The organism is Chitinophaga silvatica, from assembly GCF_003419895.1.
GTDB lineage: Bacteria > Bacteroidota > Bacteroidia > Chitinophagales > Chitinophagaceae > Chitinophaga > Chitinophaga silvatica.
This window is the reverse complement of the sequence record NZ_QPMM01000019.1, coordinates 47,437-65,952: the sequence shown is the minus strand read 5'-3', so window position 1 is coordinate 65,952 and position 18,516 is coordinate 47,437. Positions and strand designations below refer to the sequence as shown.

13 protein-coding genes are annotated in these 18,516 nt (G+C 39.5%); 8 read left to right on the top strand and 5 right to left on the bottom strand.

Features of this window, described 5'->3' with window-relative positions; genetic code table 11:
- The first annotated feature begins 24 nt into the window (after positions 1-24).
- Genes DVR12_RS26685 through DVR12_RS26670 form a run of 4 tightly spaced genes read left to right on the top strand, consistent with a single transcriptional unit; the run spans position 25 to position 5,658 of the window.
- The gene (locus DVR12_RS26685) at positions 25-951 is read left to right on the top strand and encodes a glycerophosphodiester phosphodiesterase family protein (protein ID WP_116978875.1); all 927 of its coding nucleotides are present in this window, start codon (positions 25-27) and stop codon (positions 949-951) included.
- 38 nt (positions 952-989) lie between these two features.
- Positions 990-1,919 carry a TonB-dependent receptor plug domain-containing protein gene (locus tag DVR12_RS26680; protein WP_116978874.1) on the top strand — a complete coding sequence of 310 codons (930 nt, stop codon included), beginning with the start codon at positions 990-992 and terminating at the stop codon, positions 1,917-1,919.
- Between the two features lie 11 nt (positions 1,920-1,930).
- Positions 1,931-4,057 carry a SusC/RagA family TonB-linked outer membrane protein gene (locus tag DVR12_RS26675; protein ID WP_147323546.1) on the top strand — a complete coding sequence of 709 codons (2,127 nt, stop codon included), beginning with the start codon at positions 1,931-1,933 and terminating at the stop codon, positions 4,055-4,057.
- Between the two features lie 11 nt (positions 4,058-4,068).
- Positions 4,069-5,658 (top strand): RagB/SusD family nutrient uptake outer membrane protein, encoded by a 1,590-nt coding sequence (locus DVR12_RS26670; protein ID WP_116978872.1) that lies wholly within the window; start codon positions 4,069-4,071, stop codon positions 5,656-5,658.
- 96 nt (positions 5,659-5,754) lie between these two features.
- Here DVR12_RS26670 and DVR12_RS26665 read toward each other — a convergent pair whose 3' ends face one another.
- The 4 genes from DVR12_RS26665 to DVR12_RS26650 form a co-directional block, all read right to left on the bottom strand.
- Complete coding sequence (locus tag DVR12_RS26665; protein ID WP_116978871.1) at positions 5,755-8,253, bottom strand: phosphocholine-specific phospholipase C; 2,499 nt, start codon at positions 8,251-8,253, stop codon at positions 5,755-5,757.
- 172 nt (positions 8,254-8,425) lie between these two features.
- On the bottom strand, positions 8,426-9,949 hold the full coding sequence (locus tag DVR12_RS26660) for a RagB/SusD family nutrient uptake outer membrane protein (protein WP_116978870.1): 1,524 nt from the start codon (positions 9,947-9,949) through the stop codon (positions 8,426-8,428).
- An 18-nt stretch (positions 9,950-9,967) separates the two neighbouring features.
- Positions 9,968-13,342 (bottom strand): SusC/RagA family TonB-linked outer membrane protein, encoded by a 3,375-nt coding sequence (locus DVR12_RS26655; RefSeq protein ID WP_116978869.1) that lies wholly within the window; start codon positions 13,340-13,342, stop codon positions 9,968-9,970.
- 20 nt (positions 13,343-13,362) lie between these two features.
- Positions 13,363-14,589 (bottom strand): FecR family protein, encoded by a 1,227-nt coding sequence (locus DVR12_RS26650; RefSeq protein ID WP_116978868.1) that lies wholly within the window; start codon positions 14,587-14,589, stop codon positions 13,363-13,365.
- Positions 14,590-15,022: 433 nt separating this feature from the next.
- Here DVR12_RS26650 and DVR12_RS26645 point away from each other — a divergent pair, with 433 nt between their 5' ends.
- Together DVR12_RS26645 and DVR12_RS26640 are read left to right on the top strand one after the other, a co-directional pair.
- Positions 15,023-15,658 carry an RNA polymerase sigma-70 factor gene (locus tag DVR12_RS26645; protein WP_116978867.1) on the top strand — a complete coding sequence of 212 codons (636 nt, stop codon included), beginning with the start codon at positions 15,023-15,025 and terminating at the stop codon, positions 15,656-15,658.
- A 68-nt stretch (positions 15,659-15,726) separates the two neighbouring features.
- The gene (locus DVR12_RS26640) at positions 15,727-16,173 is read left to right on the top strand and encodes a hypothetical protein (protein ID WP_116978866.1); all 447 of its coding nucleotides are present in this window, start codon (positions 15,727-15,729) and stop codon (positions 16,171-16,173) included.
- A gap of 79 nt (positions 16,174-16,252) precedes the next feature.
- On the opposite strand, the gene DVR12_RS26635 is transcribed toward DVR12_RS26640, so the two are convergent.
- Entirely contained in the window at positions 16,253-16,738 is a 486-nt protein-coding gene (locus tag DVR12_RS26635) for a DUF1572 domain-containing protein (protein ID WP_116978865.1), read from the bottom strand.
- Positions 16,739-16,914: 176 nt separating this feature from the next.
- Between DVR12_RS26635 and DVR12_RS26630 the strand changes: the two genes are divergently transcribed.
- Complete coding sequence (locus DVR12_RS26630) at positions 16,915-17,496, top strand: RNA polymerase sigma factor (protein ID WP_116978864.1); 582 nt, start codon at positions 16,915-16,917, stop codon at positions 17,494-17,496.
- Between the two features lie 41 nt (positions 17,497-17,537).
- Entirely contained in the window at positions 17,538-18,509 is a 972-nt protein-coding gene (locus DVR12_RS26625; protein WP_116978863.1) for a FecR family protein, read from the top strand.
- The last annotated feature ends 7 nt before the right edge of the window (positions 18,510-18,516 follow it).

Here is an 18,516-nt window from a genome sequence, read left to right as displayed (position 1 = left end):
CGCTTATAATTTACGGAAACGACCATGCAAACAACCAAACACCTGTCTCTGGCAGTTGTGGCTTTATCTGCCTGCACTTTATTTGCAGCATGTAAAACTATTAAGTCGGCCCACCAGGGTTCCACTCCTGCTGTATTTAAAGTAGGACATCGTGGCACCCGCGGACTTATGCCTGAGAACACAATTCCCGCTATGTACAAAGGGCTCGATGTAGGAGCCAACACAATTGAATTCGATATTCATATCACCAAAGACAAACAAGTTGTAGTGTATCACGATGCTTCTTTTACCCCATCGTATACTACCATGCCCGATGGTAAAGATATTCCCTCAGCAGAAAGAGCGAAGTGGACATTTTACCAGATGAACTACAGCGATATCAGAAAATTTATCATTGGTGAAAAACCCTATCCTGCATTTCCAGAACAACAACGCATGCGTAGCTATGCTCCTCTGTTGTCTGAAATGATAGATTCTGTAGAAGCATATACCAGGAAGAATCACTTACCTCCGGCTAACTATCTGCTTGAAATAAAATCTTCCGAAAAAACTGATGGGGTAGAACAACCCTCTCCGGAAGAATATATCGAAAAGATGATGGCAGTGAAACAATTGAAAACACTGGGCAACAGACTATTTGTGCAATCGTTTGATATACGCCCACTGCAAGTGATGCATCGGAAATATCCATCTATTAAACTGGGCTTCCTTACATCAGATAAGAAACACACTTTTGAACAACATCTCGAACAACTCGGATTTACACCGTTTTTCTACAATCCCGCTTACGAAATGGTAACAGCTGATCTGGTTAAAAAATGCCACGATAAGAAAATTACCATCGTACCATGGACTGTACAAACGGTTGAAGAAATGAAACGTCTTCGTAGTATGGGGGTAGATGGTATCATCAGTGATTATCCAAACAAATTCCATGAAGCAGGGCTTTAACCAAAATCACTTTTCTACAGTAATCTAAAATTATCTAAATGAAATCTTTGTTTCGAATGCGCCTGTGCAAACAGGTAGCAATGCTATTGCTTTTTCTTTCGGTAACGTTAGGGCAATTCTCTCTATACGCACAAGGTATTCCTGTAACCGGCCGCGTTGTCTCTGAATCCGGTACTCCACTCATCGGAGTTAGTATTCAGATTTTAGGTACTACCAAAGGAGTTAGTACCGATGCTGATGGTAAATTCAAATTGGATGTACCTGCAGGCGCCACGTTAAAAGTAACTTATATCGGATATCTCACTAAAGAATTGAAAGCTGATGCTTCCAAACCTATACAGATCACTTTAAGTGAAGATATTCAGAAACTCAACGACGTTGTTGTAGTAGGTTATGGTACCCAGAAGAAAGTTTCTGTAACTGGCGCCATTACCACCGTTTCAATGAAAGAAAAAGAAGGTCAGCCTATCACCAACGTAAGTAATGCATTGCATGGAGTACCTGGTTTATCTGTAAACCTGAGTAACAGCCAACCGGGTGTAGATAGAAGTACTATCCGCATTCGAGGTATCGGTTCTGTAAATGGTGCCGCTCCTTTAGTATTGGTTGATGGGGTAGAATATTCAATGGATGAATTGAATCCTAATGATATCGAATCTATCACTGTACTGAAAGATGCTTCTGCTGCCATCATGGGCTCCAAAGGTGCAAATGGGGTTATCATGGTTACAACCAAAAAAGGAAAGGGCAGATCAAAGGTAGATTATAGCTATAACTATGGTCGCCAGCGTGCTACTTATATCCCTGATGTAATTGATGACCCTATCGCTTATATGAAGCTTAAGAATAAAGCGCTGAATAATGAAGGAAAACCAGACGAGTATGCTGCGGCGGATATTGAGGAATATATAAATGGTATGGCTAAAGATCCATACACCCTGCTAATAACTGGTACGATATCGCATTGAAAGATGGAACAATGTCGAAACATGATCTCAGCGTTTCTGGGGGTGCCGATAAATATCAATATCGTTTATCCCTCGGTTATTTAGATAGAGATGGAATTTTATTCGGACCTGGTAACCATGAGAAAAAATACTCTTTAGGAGTTAATATTTCTGCTGATGTAACCAAACGTTTGAAAGTAGGAGCTACGCTTACTGGTTACTATCGTAACTATACCCAACCTTTTTATACCGATTCCTGGAACTACCTTGCACGTGCATTGCCTATCCTGACGGATACCTTGGCTGATGGCCGCTATGGTAATTCCTGGTTGAGAACTGCCGGACGTAATAACTGGGAAAATCCACGCATGCTGGCTTTCAACGGTTTACAAACAAAGGTAGTACAGCGTTTCCTCAGCACTATTTCCTTAGAATACAAATTGCCATTTGATCTGAAATATTCTGCTAAGTTTGGTGTGGATAAATATGATGGAATGTTAAGTGGTTTTACTCCACGTATGCAAACCTGGAATCCTAAAAAAACTACAGAGTTTATCAACTGGAATAGTCCTGCTACTGCTCCTCGTGCTGCGAAAAATGATTACAATGATCTGAACATTACTTTCTTCAATACAGTAGACTGGGTACGCACTTTCGGCAAACATAATTTGTCTGCTATGATCGGTGCTTCCTATAATAATTTTGCTACAGATACCTGGGCAACAAGCTACTATGGCTACCTCGATGGAACACTCGATGCTTTTGATGCCGGAAATACCTGGAATGCTACATCCGGTAAACCAACCGCTGACGTATTGGAATCATACTTCGGACGTTTCAACTACGATTATGATGGTCGTTACTTTTTTCAATTCACTGATCGTAGCGATGGTTCCAGCCGTTTAGGAATTAATACCCGCTGGATGAATTTCCCATCTGCAGAAGTAGGATGGCGTGTAGATAAAGAAGCATTTTTTAACAGCGACTTTGTTACCTTCCTGAAACTTCGAAGCTCTTATGGCGCAATGGGTATGCAAAATATCGATTTATACAGCTACACAAGAACAGTAAAACCTGGGCAGGATTATAGTTTCAATGGTACAATTAATTCAGGAGCAGCTATGTTAACAGATGCTGATCCAAATATGCGCTGGGAAAGAACAGTTACCGCCAACATTGGTGTTGATGTAAATATCTTTAAAAACAAAATCGCATTGTCTTTAGATGCATATCACAGAAATACTATTGGTATGCTCCGCCAGATTAATATTCCCGCACAGGTTGGTGGTTTAGGGGGCCCTATTAAAAATTTGGGTGGTATGATTAACAAGGGTATTGAATTTACTGCCCAATACAATGATAAAATCGGAAACGTCAGCCTGACTCTATACGGAAATGCTGCTTACAACTATAATGAAGTTACTAAGCTTGGTGATGAAGTGATCTATTTTTCTGATGGTACTATCCTGAAACAAGGATATCCTGTAAATGCATTTTATATTCTTGAATCAGAAGGACTATTTCAATCGGCAGACGAAGTAGCTAATCATGCTTACCAAAGTCCTAAAACTATTCCTGGGTATATCAAATATAAAGATCAGCCAACTAAAGACAACAAACCTGATGGAATTATTAACGGAGATGATCGGGTTGCCATTAAGTCTTCTTCACTAATTCCTAAGTTTAACTATGCTTTTGGCTTTACAGTAGGTTATAAAGGATTTGCCTTAAGTACTGCGTTTCAGGGTGTTGCCGGTATCAAGGCTTTACCAACTGCCAACCTTATTTTCCCATTCAACAATGGCGCTAATGCTACTAAGGAGTGGTTAACTGATGCCTGGACACCTGAAAATCCAAATGCAAAATTACCTATAGTAACTACCAGTACACTGGGGGTTGACAATTACCAGCGCTCAACTTTTTGGCTAAGAGATGTTTCTTACCTGCGTATGCGCAATATTCAACTTGGTTATGCTTTACCTGAGAAACTAGTTTCAAGAGCTAAGATTCAGAAAGTAAGCGTTTTCATTAACGCTGAAAATCTGTTGACTTTCTCTCCATTCAAAGACTTCGATCCTGAGTCTATCATGAATTCGACTAACCTGTACACTTATCCAATGTTGAAGACATTTAATGGTGGGATTAACGTAACCTTCTAATTCAAACAATCATGAAAAATATTAAAAAAATATATGTGCTTTTGGCCTGTACAGGTTACCTGGCTACAGGATGTAATAAAAGTTTGTTGAATACAGAACCACATGACCGTTATACCGAAGAAACCTTCTGGCGTACACCTGAAGCTGCGGCAGCCGGACTTGTAAGTTGCTATAGTGTATTGCGTAACGATGGTATGTATGGTGGAAAAGGTTCTAACAATGCTACTGCATTGTGGGATGAAACCTTATCGCCAAATGCATATAATCAGACAGACTCCTATAGTTTTAACACAGTTGCAAGTGGTGCCGTTAGTTCAAGTACTGGTGGTATTGTTGTGAACAGATATAAGGATGCTTATACCGGGGTAGGACGTTGCAATACCCTGTTGGATAGAGTTGATGGCGTACCAGGTATGGACCCTGCTGCTGTTAGAAAAATGAAAGGTGAAGCAAGGTTCTTAAGAGGACTTTACTACTTCACCCTGGCTAGTTACTACGGTGGTGTACCATTAATCCTCGAAGCACCAGATAATGATAAACATGGTAAATTACCAAGAACTGCCAGAGAACTGGTAGTTAAGCAGGTGATCGAAGATTTGGATAGTGCTGCAAATATGTTACCTGTAAAATATACAGGCGGAGATATTGGTCGCGCTACTAAAGGTGCTGCTATGGCTCTGAAAGCAAGAGTGTTGTTGTACGAAGCCAGCGACTTGTTTAATACAACCAAAGAAAATGCCAAATGGGCAGCCGCTGCCGCTGCTGCTAAAGCAGTAATGGATTTGAGTGGAACCGGTTATGATCTGTTCACCGACTATAGAAGTTTGTTTTATCAGGCAAATGAAAATAACAAGGAAGTTATTTTTGATGTGCAGTACTTGTTTCCAAAACAAGGTAGTTCTTTCGATCTTATCTGCACTCAATACAATACCAATGCTCCGTTACTCGACCTTGCGAATACGTATTACATGAAATCTACCGGCTTACCAATCTCCAATCCGGCATCCGGATATGATCCTGCAAAGCCGTATGAAGGCCGTGACCCCCGTCTGACCGGTACCTTTACTTTTCCGGGCGACATTTATAAAGGAGCAAAGATTGATAATAAGCGCTTTGCAATAACTGGTTATGGTATGAAGAAATATAGTCTCTATGATAGTATTGCTCCGCCAAAAGATAAAGCAGATTTGAAAGATGGTCAGTCTGAAATCAATTTTATTGTTTTACGGTTTGCTGATATTTTGTTGATGTATGCTGAAGCACAGAATGAAGCTGCCGGTCCTGATGGAACAGTGTACACAGCACTTAACAGGCTTCGCGACCGTATTGGTATGCCTCATTTCCCTGCTGGTTTAAGTAAGGAAGAAATGCGCCAGGAAATACGTCACGAACGTCGTGTTGAATTGGCTGGTGAAGGTCTGTACTATAATGATATCCGTAGATGGAAAGCTGCTGAAATTGTTATGAACGCAAACATCCTGAAATATGATGGTACTTTCATTGAGAAAAGAGTATTCAATGCAGATCGTAATTACCTATGGCCTATTCCTCAAACCGAGAAGGATTTAAATCCTAACCTTGAGCAAAATCCTAACTACTAATCCTGGATTTAGTATAAATAGCAAACGGTAACTTTAAAGGCGAAAAAAGGGAGTCTCACAATTGAGACTCCCTTTGTATTTCTAAACATATCTCCTTTATACTCTTCCCATAAACGGATCGGTAATGCCAACTTTCCCCGATTCAATTCTACCTGCATAACGTCTCCTGTAACTCTCATTATCTTTAACACCTACACTGAAATCGTACCAACTCTGACTTTTAGTAAGTGGTAATGATACTACAACATTAGATTTAGCTGCAAGGTTTATGCTTACAGGAGCATTGCCATAGGCATTGTCACTGATTAAAATAGTTAGTGCTTCCTGCTCGTTGTTCTGCAATGTTACTGCTATATTGCCGGTTGCTTTTGATCCTCTGCTATCTGTTTGTGGCGCTACACTTACCGTTAACTGAGGGTCGATAGCTTTACCGGTAAATTCCCTGAAGAAGCCATTGGGACCATGCAGGTGAAGGTGATAATTACCAGATTCAAATTCATCTATATTCCAATCATAGCTTATACTATCCCCGGGTTTAACAGCAAATGACCAGTTCCTGTTTTGTTCACCTTTATACTTGTTGCCAGAATAGACAGTGAACGGAGAACCTGCGGCCGATTTACCAAATATTTTGTTACCTGCTTTAAAGTCTACCTGTAAAACTTTATTTGAATTTAATTTTGCATCAGCATACAATTCATAAGGCAAGGCACAGGATAGACGTGTTCCTTTTTCCTGTAAACCAAGCCCGTTATGCGCAATTGCTTCAATATCACTTTTCGAAAGTTCTTTATAATTGCCAGGCAGTGCTTTGAACTTAGCATTATAAATTGTTTCAACTGTTTTATGCTGATCCAGGAATGGTAATGCATCAGAAGCTGTGGCAAATGGACTAAACACAGAAGTGAGGTCACCACAAATAGCTCTGCGCCATTGACTGATATTGTCTAAATGAATTTTCTTTTTGAATTTTTGATTGAGGAAAGTCTCCAGGAATTGAAGCGTAGAGGTATGATCAAATAGTTCAGAACATACTTTACCACCTCTGCTCCAAGGTGATGCAACAACTAGTGGCACTCTGTAGCCTAATCCAATAGGAGCCTCCCTGGCTTGTTTAGGAGGTACTCCTTGTTTTAGTTCTGCCTCTAATCTAACGTGCTCTATTTCGGTTTCGATACCGGCAGAACATTTACCTGTTTCCGGTTTTGAGGAATCGCAAATAGAGAATGGAACAACGTGGTCATAGTACCCATCGTTTTCATCATAGGTAAGAATGAAGATTGTTTTCTTCCATACTTCCGGATTTTTAGTGAGAATGTCGATGATTTCTGAAACATACCAGGCACCGTACCAAGGTGCGCTTGGGTGATCAGAAAAATTCTGTGGACTTGAAAACCAGGATACAGTTGGAAGTTTACCTTCATTCACATCTTTGCGGAATTGATAGAACAGATCCCCTGCAGGTACTGTAAGCTCTCTATCTTCATTACCGTCTTTATATTTCAGATCGGTGATATTCCTGAAGTTAGGGTCGCCTGTATTTATAACAAAGGCTCTTTTGAAAAGCTCTTTTTGTTCGGCTGTTAATTTTTCGAAACTCTCTTTATTCCATTTCTTTAATTCTGCTGTAGCATTATCCAGTACTTCCTGTTTCTTGGCGATATCTGCTCTGCTTTTTTTGGCTGCTTCTTCAGAAGATGGACTGGCTTCCTGGATCTTATTGATTTCATCCGGTAATGTTTCTATCTGATTGATCAGGCTTTTAACATTACGATCCGAAAACTTTACATTATAGACAGCGAAGAATTCGAGCAGGTTACAGCCGAAGTTGGCGAGCCATGCTCTTTCTTCACCTTTAAAACCGCCACCGCAGCTAACATCATTCTGATAGAATTTCCAGCTGATACCATTCTTTTGCAATAGTTCAGGGAAGGTTGTCCAACCCAGTTTTCCGTAGCTGTAATCGTCGTTGCGTATATGCGCTTTCATTGCACCCTGTTCTTCATGCGAGATTTTACCTGTCCAGAAGAAAGAGCGATTGGGTGTGGTACTTGTCATTGCAGCGCTGAAGTTCTGATCGCATACAGTAAAAGCATCAGCTAAAGCATAATTGAATGGAATATCTTCTCTTGTATAATAGCCTAGCGTCAGTGGCATATGTGCATATTCTTTATGCCCTGATCTTTTGGCTAATAACCAGTTGTCGTATTTGCCGAAATTCCAGGAATCTACCTGACTGGGGCGGGAGTGCGGAAGGTCGCCCATCCAGGCTATACGGGAGTCCTTAATGTTGAGCCGGAAAGGAGAATAGGTTTTACCATCCTGGTCTGTCTGGCACCATACCGGATTACCGTTAGGTAGTCGTATAGCTCTTGGATCATTGAATCCGCGAACCCCTTGTAAGGAACCAAAACAATGATCGAAGGAGCGGTTTTCCTGCATGAGAATTACAACGTGCTCTGCATCAATGAAAGTGCTGCCGGGAGCTGGATTAATAGCTAATGCTTTTTGAATGGAGGGAGGTAGCATGGTGGCAATGCCTGCGGCTCCGGATAGTAGTGCTGATTTCTTGAGAAATTCTCTTCTTGTATCCATAGTGTAAATAAGAATGCTGGCCTTAAGATGGAGGAAAAAATAATAAAGTTCTTATTGACCTGCCTCTTTTTTATGATGGACGGTGAAGATGTAGAAAATTATAAATGAATAAAATGAGAAAGCCATACGAACTATTGCGTATGGCTTTCCTGGTATAGGGATTTCGATACTATTAATAACCTGTATTTTGTTTTAATTCAGGATTAGCAACAATATCAATTGTTGGAAGTGGTAAGAGTAAATAGTTATCAGACCATGGTTGTTTGTAATCAATTTTGCTAAGTGCTTCGGTTGCTTTGTTTAATCTTTTCAGATCAATAAATCTTGTACCCCATTCACAGAAAAGTTCTGTCTGACGTTCATGATAAATTGCTGTCAGCATAGCCTCTTTTGTAGTGGCGGTTGTATTTGGCAATCCGGCACGCTTGCGGATGATATTCAGATCTTCTGCTGCACCATTGATATCCCCGATTTGTGCTTTCGCTTCTGCTCTGATCAGGTATTGTTCTGCCAGGCGAAGAACATTGTAGTATGGGGGGGCATATGTTTCCATTCCTTCATTTATGAATTTTTCATGTTTTACTGATTCATAGATTGTTTTGCCATAATAAGGTGCAACCTTCGGAACAGGAATGCTATCCATCCATTGTAGCTTACGCTGATCATTTGGTTCGAAAGCATCTACCAGGGAATTGGTCAGATGATATTTACCAAGAAAATATATAACAGCCATTTGTGAGAATAAATCCGGATCTTCAACTATTGCATCAAAAAAACCTGGAGGGGCAAACTTTGTTCTGAATATTCCAACAAGATCATCTGGTTCATAAAGACCACTGAAGGCATCATTTAGGGTAAGTTTTAATTGCCAGATAGCTTCATCACTGTTTGGTTGAAATACCTTGTTAAGTGGAGCCAGGTTATATTTGCCACTGTTGATAACTTTATCCGCTGTTGCAATAGCTTCTCCCCATTTATGATCGAAGAGATAAGCTCTTGATAGGAGGGCGGTTGCAGCCCATTTATTAATGCGTAATTTTTCTCCGCCTGAAACTTTATAATTTTCTGGCAATAAATCAACCGCAGTAGAAAGATCAACAATCATTTGTTTGGTAACATCTTCTAACGAACTACGTTTCAATCTTGTAGTTTGTGTAACGTCGCTCGTCAGCGGCATAGGTACAGGGCCATACAGATTTATCAGATAATAGTAACAAAATGCTCTTGCTGCCCTGGTTTCCCCTGCAATAAGTCTTTTTGTACTATCAGTAAGATTAGGTGAAGTAGAAGCTGCAGCGCCTTCCATCACAGAATTAGCATAAAAAATGGTTTTATACAAATCCCGCCAGAAAAAATCTGATACTCCATTTTGTAAAGTTATATGGCTTGTATAAAACTGATAATATGGATATTCAGGAAGCGCAATCGTTGGTGTTAGTTCATCGGCCATTAATCCGGCATAAATGGTAGTACCGCCATTGGTTGCATTTTCTCCCTCGGTACTCATTAGCAATGAATATACCGACATAAGTGCTGATGTAGCATTTGCATCATTTTTAAAAGTTGTTTCATTACCGGTTGAGTTGATTGGAGGATTGATGGAAATCAGTTTTTTACAACCGGAAACGGGTAATAGACTGCTGATTAACAGCAGGCATTTAATGAATGGTCTGTTATATTTATGAATTGAAAACATTGGCTTGAATTTTTGATATTAGAAGGTAGCACCCAGTGTAAAAGTTATAGTGCGGGTAGGCGGGTTACCACCATAATTCAGATCATGATCCGGATCCAAACCCTTATAATTTGTGATTAATAAGAGATTATTTGAATTCAGTGAAAGATTCAGATTTGCCATCTTTACAGCCTGTGCCCATTTAGCAGGCATTGTGTACTTGAATGATGCATTGCTCAATCTTATTACATTAATCATTTCATATCTAATGTCAGCATCTGAGAAAAGATCCCTGTCAATAGGTAATGTACTGGCTTTAGGGGAAGTGGCGATCTGACCCTCATACTGCCAATGCCCTTTCACCTGTTCATGAGAATAGTTTCTCAACTCACCAAGTTTGCTTGTTAGCACGTTCAGCTGATTATTACGTTTATAACTGAAAACCAGGGTTAGACTGAATTTTTTGTAATTGAGACTGGAAGTTAAGCCTCCTGTAATAGGCGGTGTTGTATTAACAATTTCTGTACGGTCATCTTTTCCGGTTCCTGCAGGTACCGATAAATCATAATCAATTTTGCCATCATTATTGGCATCCTGATAGGTTGGTTGTCCTGTTTTAGGGTCAATACCCGTGAACTTATATTTATAGGCTATGCTAAGTGGATAACCGATCTTATAGGTTGTATAATATGGTGAATACTCAAACAATGGATAGGAAAGCAGTTTGTTTCTATTGATTGAAACGAAGCCGGAGAGCGTCCAGTTGACCTTCGATGATTGAATGATTCTACTGCTCATACTGATATCCCATCCTGAATTCTGTACATTGGCCGGCGAATTGGCTGTATAGCTCATAAATCCGGTATAACTGCCAACAGGATAACTTACCAGCTGGTTATTGCAACGATCTATATAACGCTGAGCATTTAGTAAAATACGGTCTTCCAGCAATCCCAGATCAACAGAGAATTGCATTTTCTTATTTTGCTGCCAGTGATAATCATTGTTTGCCAACAAAAGAGGATAAAGGGATGGGATACCATTATACATCTGTGGGGTAGTACCTGTATTACCCCAACTCGGAAGATATTGATATTCGCCTACACCATCGCTTCCGGTTATACCATAACTACTTTGTACTTTCAGACTACTAATAAATGACGGAAGAATCTTCTTAGCAAAGGCTTCATCACTGATAATCCAGGCAAGACCAACAGACCCGAAATTACCAAACTCCTTACCGGGGCCAAACCGGCTGCTGCCATCTCTTCTTCCGTTCAATGAAGCAATGTAACGGTCTTTTAAGCGATAGGTAATACCTGCGAAAACTCCTGCATATTTATATTCAGTAGAATAATCATGTCCTAAAATTTTTGTGGCATAAGATATAGAACCCATGAGATCGTCAGACAAATATCCATCTGCATTGATGCTATTGGCAACAGTTTTGTTGGCCTGATAGGTCGCCCCGGCAAATGCATTGATTACACTATTTTTGATAGTTACATTATAGTTTAACCTGGGTTCTACGCTGATATTAGTGTTATTGGTATGACCATTGTTGGTTTTACCTGTGTGCGATCCGGGGCTATAAGGGTTTATTCCTTTTATTGGATTGAAGCTAGAACTGTTATTCAAATTTTGTGTTAAACCAAAAGTAGTTGAAAAATCAAGCCCACTTGTAATATTATAGTTTACATCAAGCCCGCCTCTTATATTGTAACTCTTGGAAGTCATACCACTATATAATCCAGCGAATGGAGGTAAATCATTACCATAAGCATGGTAATCATCGAAGTTTAAACTTCCATCCGCTTTTTCAAAATCCGGAGCATTGGGAGGAAGAAATATGAGTTGAGGAGTGTAACTGCCCAATTTATCTACAGTCGTGAAACCATAAGTACCATTAAAGTTTATCTTCAATTTATCGTTAAGGGCCTGAGTTCCTAATGAAACGCCTACACTGGCCGCCTGATTATTACTTCCATTTCCAGAAATATCATTTGCCTTATTATAGTTACCACTAATCCGATAGGTGCTTGCCAAACTTCCACCTGAAACAGAAGCACTCACATTGGTGAAACTGGCAGGATGGTTCCATAATAATTTTTGCCAGTTAACATCTCTTGTAGAATCCCATAACATCAGATCTGGTGCAAAACCTTTTTGCCCGAAAGTTTTGCTCGGAGTAATGCCATCATTAGCAAAAGCTTCCCTTCTCAATGCCAGATATTCAGAGGTGCTTAGCATATCTAAGTAGTGGGTAATATAGGTCTGACCTTGAGTTAGGTTCACATTTATATTGGTTCTTCCCGATTGCCCTCTTTTGGTATTGATAAGAATTACCCCATTAGCGCCCCTGCTCCCATATATAGCTGTTGCATCTGCATCTTTTAATACAGTTATAGAAGAAATATCATCCATGTTCATTCCGTATAATGGACTGATACCTTTAGTATAGCCGCTGGTAATCCCCGTTTGATCCAGACCCGATGAAACAGTGGTGTTATCAGTTCTGTAAGTTTGCGGTCCTGCATCCATGACAGAAAATGGAACACCATCAATTATGTATAATGGTTCACTCGTCATATTCCGATTCAGGGAATTTCTGCCGCGTATTTCAATTTTTACAGGAGAAGCCGGATTTCCATCAGTTTGTGTAATTACCATCCCAGGCACTCTGCCCTGCAGAGCCATAATAGGATTCATTACAGGTTGTTCGGCAATTTCTTTACCACTTATGCTAACAATGCTACCTGTACTGAAACGCTTGGTAGTAGTACCATAGGCTTTAATTACAACATTATCGAGGATATTTTCGCTCGGCTTTAACGTAATGAAATAATCATTTTTTACTTCAATAATAATTTTGTTTTGCTCGTACCCTAAATAGCTGACAATAATTAATTCTCCTCTTTTTACTCCCTTTAATTTGAAACGGCCATGTACATCAGTCATTGCACCACGTTTGGTAATGCTGGTCATAACAGAGGCATTTTCCAAAGCACCTTTGCCTGTTCCGTCGTAGATGATACCAGTTATCGAAATAGTATCTGCTGGTACCGGATCTGCGATCCTTGTCTTTTTTGCGGTATTAACTGATACCAGTTTATCATTTACCTCATAAGCATAGGGAGTACCTTCAAAGATCTTCTCCAACGCTTCTCTGACAGGTTGATTTTTGATATTTACACTTACCGGATAAGACTTATCCTTCAGGTCATTTGCATAAATGAAATAGAATCCGGTTTGCTTTTCAATTTCTTTACAAACTTTTGTAATAGGTTGATTGGTGACAGAAAGGTTCACCAGCTGCGCCTGTACAGTAAATGTCAGAAATGTTGCAAAGACTAAACTAAGCATAACTTTCCCAACACGCTTGTAGCAGCGTGACTTATATTTTGGTTGATTCATGACGATAGTAGTTTCTTTTTTTAGTTTGATGATTGAGCTGTTGGATAAACAGTAACTGTTTTCCCAACTACTTTAAATTGAACCCAGCCTGTGGATTCCAATGCTTTCAGGACTGTAGAAAGCTTCGTGTCGCGCGGAATTTTCCCGTTGAACTGTTTATCTGTTTTACCTTCAAAAATTACATCTACATCATACCACCTTGAGATTTGTCGCATTATTTCCTCGAAGTTGGTATCTTCCATATAAATGAATCCCATCTTCCAGGCTATTGTGGCCTCCATATTGGCTTGCTGTACTTTTATATCTGCATTCTTTGTTAGCAAGGCTTGTTTACCAGGTTGTAATACCACCGCCTGGTTGTTAGTGTTTACACTCACCTTACCGCTAACCAATGAAGTTGTCAGGGCTGGTTCATCGGCATAGGCCTGTATATTAAATTCAGTACCTAAAACTTCAATGTTCATTGGTAAATGCCCGCTAACATTGGTGTTTACACGAAAATGCTGGTTGGCATTCTGTGCAACTTCAAAATACGCTTCCCCACTTAATTCCACGGTTCGTTCATTACCTGTGAAAGCAGTAGGATAGCGTAGGGAGGAGGCAGCGTTTAGCCAAACTTTAGTGCCATCAGGTAAAGTGATAGTATATTGTCCACCTTTCGGCGTTACGATTTTATTATATACAGGAGCCTGATTATTTGTTGATTCATAAGTCAATACCCCTTCTGCATTTTTGACAATCCTGGCATTCCCCTGAATGGTAAGTTCACCTTTGTTGGCGCTATCTAATGTGATGGTACTTCCATCTGCCAGTTGCAGTAGGGCTTTATCGCTGCCCGGTAGTACCTCGTTCTGATAACGCGTGGCCTGTGGCTGACTGGTTGGCTGCTTATTTTCGGGATGACTATTGATATACCACATGCCCGTACCTATAAATAGCAATATTGCGGCAGCAGCTGCCCAATAACTCCAGATCACACGTTTTCCGGGTTTCTGCACATTCAGCCACTCCCTCATTTGTTCTTCCGCTGCTTTGTCATCTATATTATCCAACTTCAGTAGCTCAGCTTCAATCTCTGGCCAGCTGGTAATTTGTGCATAGAATTCCTGGCTGGCTGCCGGTTGTTCTTTTAGCCATTGATTTAATAAGGTAGCTTCTTCTGCTGTTATAGTGCCTTGCAAACGACGTAACAACAGCCTGGCTATCTGTTGCATGGCCTGAAAATCCTGTTCATCTGTTGATGTCATACACTATTCTTTTGGTACATTTTTCTCTTTAAGTTATGCTGCTATAACTTTCAGGTTTGATAGAGTCAGGTAGTAATCAAAATGAGAGCAGCTAAACGGGTAAATGCGGCATCGGTATATTTCGTTCCTGGTAGATTGGAAATAGCATGGTTGATAAAGCACTTATTTTTCCCTGCTGCAAATTACAAAGATCTCGCACAATTATTGCACTTATTTTAAAGCTGTTGAATGGCTTTTTCGGCCACAGACCCGGCATTCGGGCTCTATACAATATGATTTTTTCTAACATAATTCCCAATTAAAGATGATTCATAATCCCTATAAACACACTGAAGTTGGGTTGGAACTACAAGGACTCAGAAAAAAAATCAAAAATTAACATTTGTCAATCTTCCATTGCTGAAATCAGGAATATTATTTAGCTTTAGCCGCTATGAGAAGGCAGCTTCCTGCCAAAAATCTGCTAACAATGGAGAGTCATGACCTGGATGTATTGATGCCCGCTTTTAGAAAGGGCAATGCTGACGCTTATATGGCTTTTTTTAAAACCTACTATAAACCACTGGTTTATTTTGCGGACAAATTTTTGAACGACATACCCGAAGCAGAGGATGTGGTAAAGGATAGCTTTTTCAAATTGTGGTCGAAACATTCAGACTTCGAATATGCTCAGGCGGTAAAAAAATTCCTCTACCTCAGTACTAAAAACGCCTGTCTGAACATTATCCGTCACTCTAAAGTAGTAGGTACTTTCCGCAAGGAAATGGAATATCTCGACTCCCAAACCGATGAGAATCTGGTGCTGCAGAAAATGATTCATACCGAATTGTTACAAGCGATCCATGAAGAAATTGCCAGGTTACCGGAAAAAAGACAACAGGTATTTCGCATGTCTTTCTTCGAAGGATTGAAAAACGAAGAAGTAGCTGCAAAACTGGGGATCTCAGTTTTTACAGTGAAAGAACAGAAAGCCAGAGCCCTGGCACAACTACGATTGAAATTTACGGATAAACAACTCCTGCTATTCCTTGCATTTTCGGCTTTAAATCCGATGCTCATAAAACATTAAAAAATGACTAGTTCATTTTACTGGTTAAAGTGTTTAAGTATTTATCACATTAATTCAGTAAATCAATAATGAACATTACAATTTCAACCAAAATGGGCGCTTGCTATGGCTTACTTGCGCATTTAATTATTCTAATCGGTGGACAATTCATCGCGCTGCTGGTTTTATTCTTCTATCATATTCCTTTTTCTGCAGGCATAGAAATGCTCAAAATCCTGGAGACCAACGTATATGCTTATATATTTTTTATTCTACTCTTAGCCGGTGGATGGATCATGGGTCGGGTAGCCACCAAACAGATAGGAGAGCAAAGGAAAGGTGCTTTTAAAGTTGGTTTGGTTTCAGGGTTTCTGATAGCTACAGCTACAATGGTTTACTGGATTACAATTGACCTGGTAATGAGCGGAGGTGCAACCACTAAATCAATGTTCAGAGAACCAACCGCAGTTGCTTATGGGGTTTTTATATTGAACTGGTTACTGGTAGCAGCGCTTATCAAAAAGAAAATTAAGTAAAATACTTTAATAATAACACGTCGCTTCTCCTTTACGAAGCGGCGTGTTATTATTAAAAAAGATATTTATCGTTTTTAGTTTATCCTTCTTTCAACAGCTTCTTAATAATCGTAATCTGCCCCAAATGATAATGTGTATGTTCTGTTACCCCCAGCAGATTACGGAGATAATTACCATATTTGGCATCAGTAAAGTCTTCAAATAAAATTCCTTCATCCAATTTCTCTATTTCTGCTGCTAAGACTTCAGCTTCCTGAAGTACTTTATTCACAAACTGCCGCCATTCCTCTTCTGTGGTAATTGGAGGTAAATCGAAGCTGAATTTATCTTTAGCATCTAACAGACCACCCTGTAATACTTTCAGGATTGCCCCTACGTAGTAATTGATATGGAATACTAATATGCCTATGGTATTTAAATTTTCGACTTGGGTCAGGGCCTGAGATAGGGTAACATCGGCCAGTGTATCCTTTAGGTTTACAGTAGTCCAGTTTCCGCCAAAATGTACGTCTCTGAAGTGTTTGGCTACTTGCTGTACTTGTGAATGGGTTTTACCTGCTTGCATGTTGAAATATTAAATTATATATTTTAAAATACAATTTTTATTAAAATTCGGTTTCAATATTTTGAGTTTACCTCCGAATAATTAACTTTAAGGTAACAATTAGCCGCTAACTTTGCGGATCGTCAATAGGCTTAATGCTGTATACCACGTGTATGAAATAAAGAGTGAGTTCAAAAATGATGGAGATTTCTGACCAATATCTGCTGACACAAATTGCCAGAAAGGATTTAAAGTGCTTCGAGTCTTTCATGTTTCGTTACGAAGAAAGAGTGTATAATTTTGTGCTAAAACTGGTGAAATTACCGGAGTTGGCCGAAGAGATCACACAAGACACTTTTATCAAAATCTGGGAGAATGCCGGTAAATTATCAGATTTGCAATCTATTCCTGCCTGGTTATATACTACAAGTAAAAACCATTCTCTGAACATGCTTAAACAAATGGCTGCCAGATATTTCAGAGAAACCACTTATTCTGCCTCCCTGCCTCAAACCTCAGATGAAGGCGAAACAGCGCATGAGTATAAAAACCTGCTGTTTTCTTTTGCCAATCATTTACCCCCTAAAAGAAGAGAGATTTTCTTATTGAAAATTGAGAAAGGCCTTACAAATGAAGAAATAGGAAACCAGTTACATATTTCTCCACATACGGTTAAAAGCCAGTTACAAAAGTCTTTTTTTACAATCCGACAACTGCTCTCAGATAATATTACTATCGTATTGATCCTACTTTATTATCGCTCTGAAGATTTTTTTTAATCAGAGTAATCCAATAATCAATTTTGCTTTGTCATATTAGTATGATGGATGAATTAAGGTTGAAAGAACTGTTTGAAAAATACCTGAATGGCCATCTGACAGCTGAAGAGAAAGAGCTTTTCTTTAAAGCAGTATTAGATTCCCGGTATCAGGAAGTGGTAGAAGAAATGGTAGGTACGCTATGGAACAATGGAAACAATAGTATACCAACCGAGCCTTCACCTGAAAGTATCCAAAGAATTAACAGGATCATAAAAAGTGTGCGACCGCCGGTATATAAACGGCTGAATTGGTACAAAATAGCAGCTGCCGCAGTATTGATATCTGCTGTGGTAACAGGTTTGATTAGATTTAGAACGTCAAAACCCACAGCTAAATACCTGGTTACTACGCTAAACGGTGAACGTAAGAATCTCACTTTACCGGATGGCTCACAGGTTTATTTAAACGCTGCCAGCTCTATTGAGTATAGTAAGGATTTTAACAGGAACAATCGAATAATAAAACTAACGGGTGAAGCCTTCTTTGAAGTATCGCCCGCCGGTAATAAGCCTTTTATTGTTAAAAGCAGCCACCAGATCAATACGCAGGTGATTGGTACCTCTTTTAATATTAAAGATTATGAAAACGAACCATCAATTAGCATAGCAGTTATTTCAGGAAAAGTAAAAGTATTAAATAATGATGTTCCACTAAGTGTTCTTGAGAAGGATACCAAATTAATATATGAAAAACAAAATCGGCACTTTCAGTTAGAGAAATCCGATACAACAAGTTGGAATAATGGTTTCCTTGTATTTAAAAATGATTCACTCAAACACGTTATGTCTACGCTTTCAAGAACTTTTGCAACCAAAATTTCAATTTCGCATGAAGTTCCCGACTTCCTGCTGGTTAATGCTTGTTTGGATGAAAACCTGGGCTTACACAAAATACTGGAGCTTATTTGCAAACTCCATGAACTCAAATACTCGGAACGCAATAATCAGATTATAATTTATAAGTATAAATAGATAGACC

Coding starts and splice junctions, on each gene's coding strand:
- DVR12_RS26685 (WP_116978875.1), top strand. CDS start 25: ATGCAAACAACCAAACACCTGTCTCTGGCAGTTGTGGCTTTATCTGCC.
- DVR12_RS26680 (WP_116978874.1), top strand. CDS start 990: ATGAAATCTTTGTTTCGAATGCGCCTGTGCAAACAGGTAGCAATGCTA.
- DVR12_RS26675 (WP_147323546.1), top strand. CDS start 1,931: ATGTCGAAACATGATCTCAGCGTTTCTGGGGGTGCCGATAAATATCAA.
- DVR12_RS26670 (WP_116978872.1), top strand. CDS start 4,069: ATGAAAAATATTAAAAAAATATATGTGCTTTTGGCCTGTACAGGTTAC.
- DVR12_RS26665 (WP_116978871.1), bottom strand. CDS start 8,253: ATGGATACAAGAAGAGAATTTCTCAAGAAATCAGCACTACTATCCGGA.
- DVR12_RS26660 (WP_116978870.1), bottom strand. CDS start 9,949: ATGTTTTCAATTCATAAATATAACAGACCATTCATTAAATGCCTGCTG.
- DVR12_RS26655 (WP_116978869.1), bottom strand. CDS start 13,342: ATGAATCAACCAAAATATAAGTCACGCTGCTACAAGCGTGTTGGGAAA.
- DVR12_RS26650 (WP_116978868.1), bottom strand. CDS start 14,589: ATGACATCAACAGATGAACAGGATTTTCAGGCCATGCAACAGATAGCC.
- DVR12_RS26645 (WP_116978867.1), top strand. CDS start 15,023: ATGAGAAGGCAGCTTCCTGCCAAAAATCTGCTAACAATGGAGAGTCAT.
- DVR12_RS26640 (WP_116978866.1), top strand. CDS start 15,727: ATGAACATTACAATTTCAACCAAAATGGGCGCTTGCTATGGCTTACTT.
- DVR12_RS26635 (WP_116978865.1), bottom strand. CDS start 16,738: ATGCAAGCAGGTAAAACCCATTCACAAGTACAGCAAGTAGCCAAACAC.
- DVR12_RS26630 (WP_116978864.1), top strand. CDS start 16,915: ATGATGGAGATTTCTGACCAATATCTGCTGACACAAATTGCCAGAAAG.
- DVR12_RS26625 (WP_116978863.1), top strand. CDS start 17,538: ATGATGGATGAATTAAGGTTGAAAGAACTGTTTGAAAAATACCTGAAT.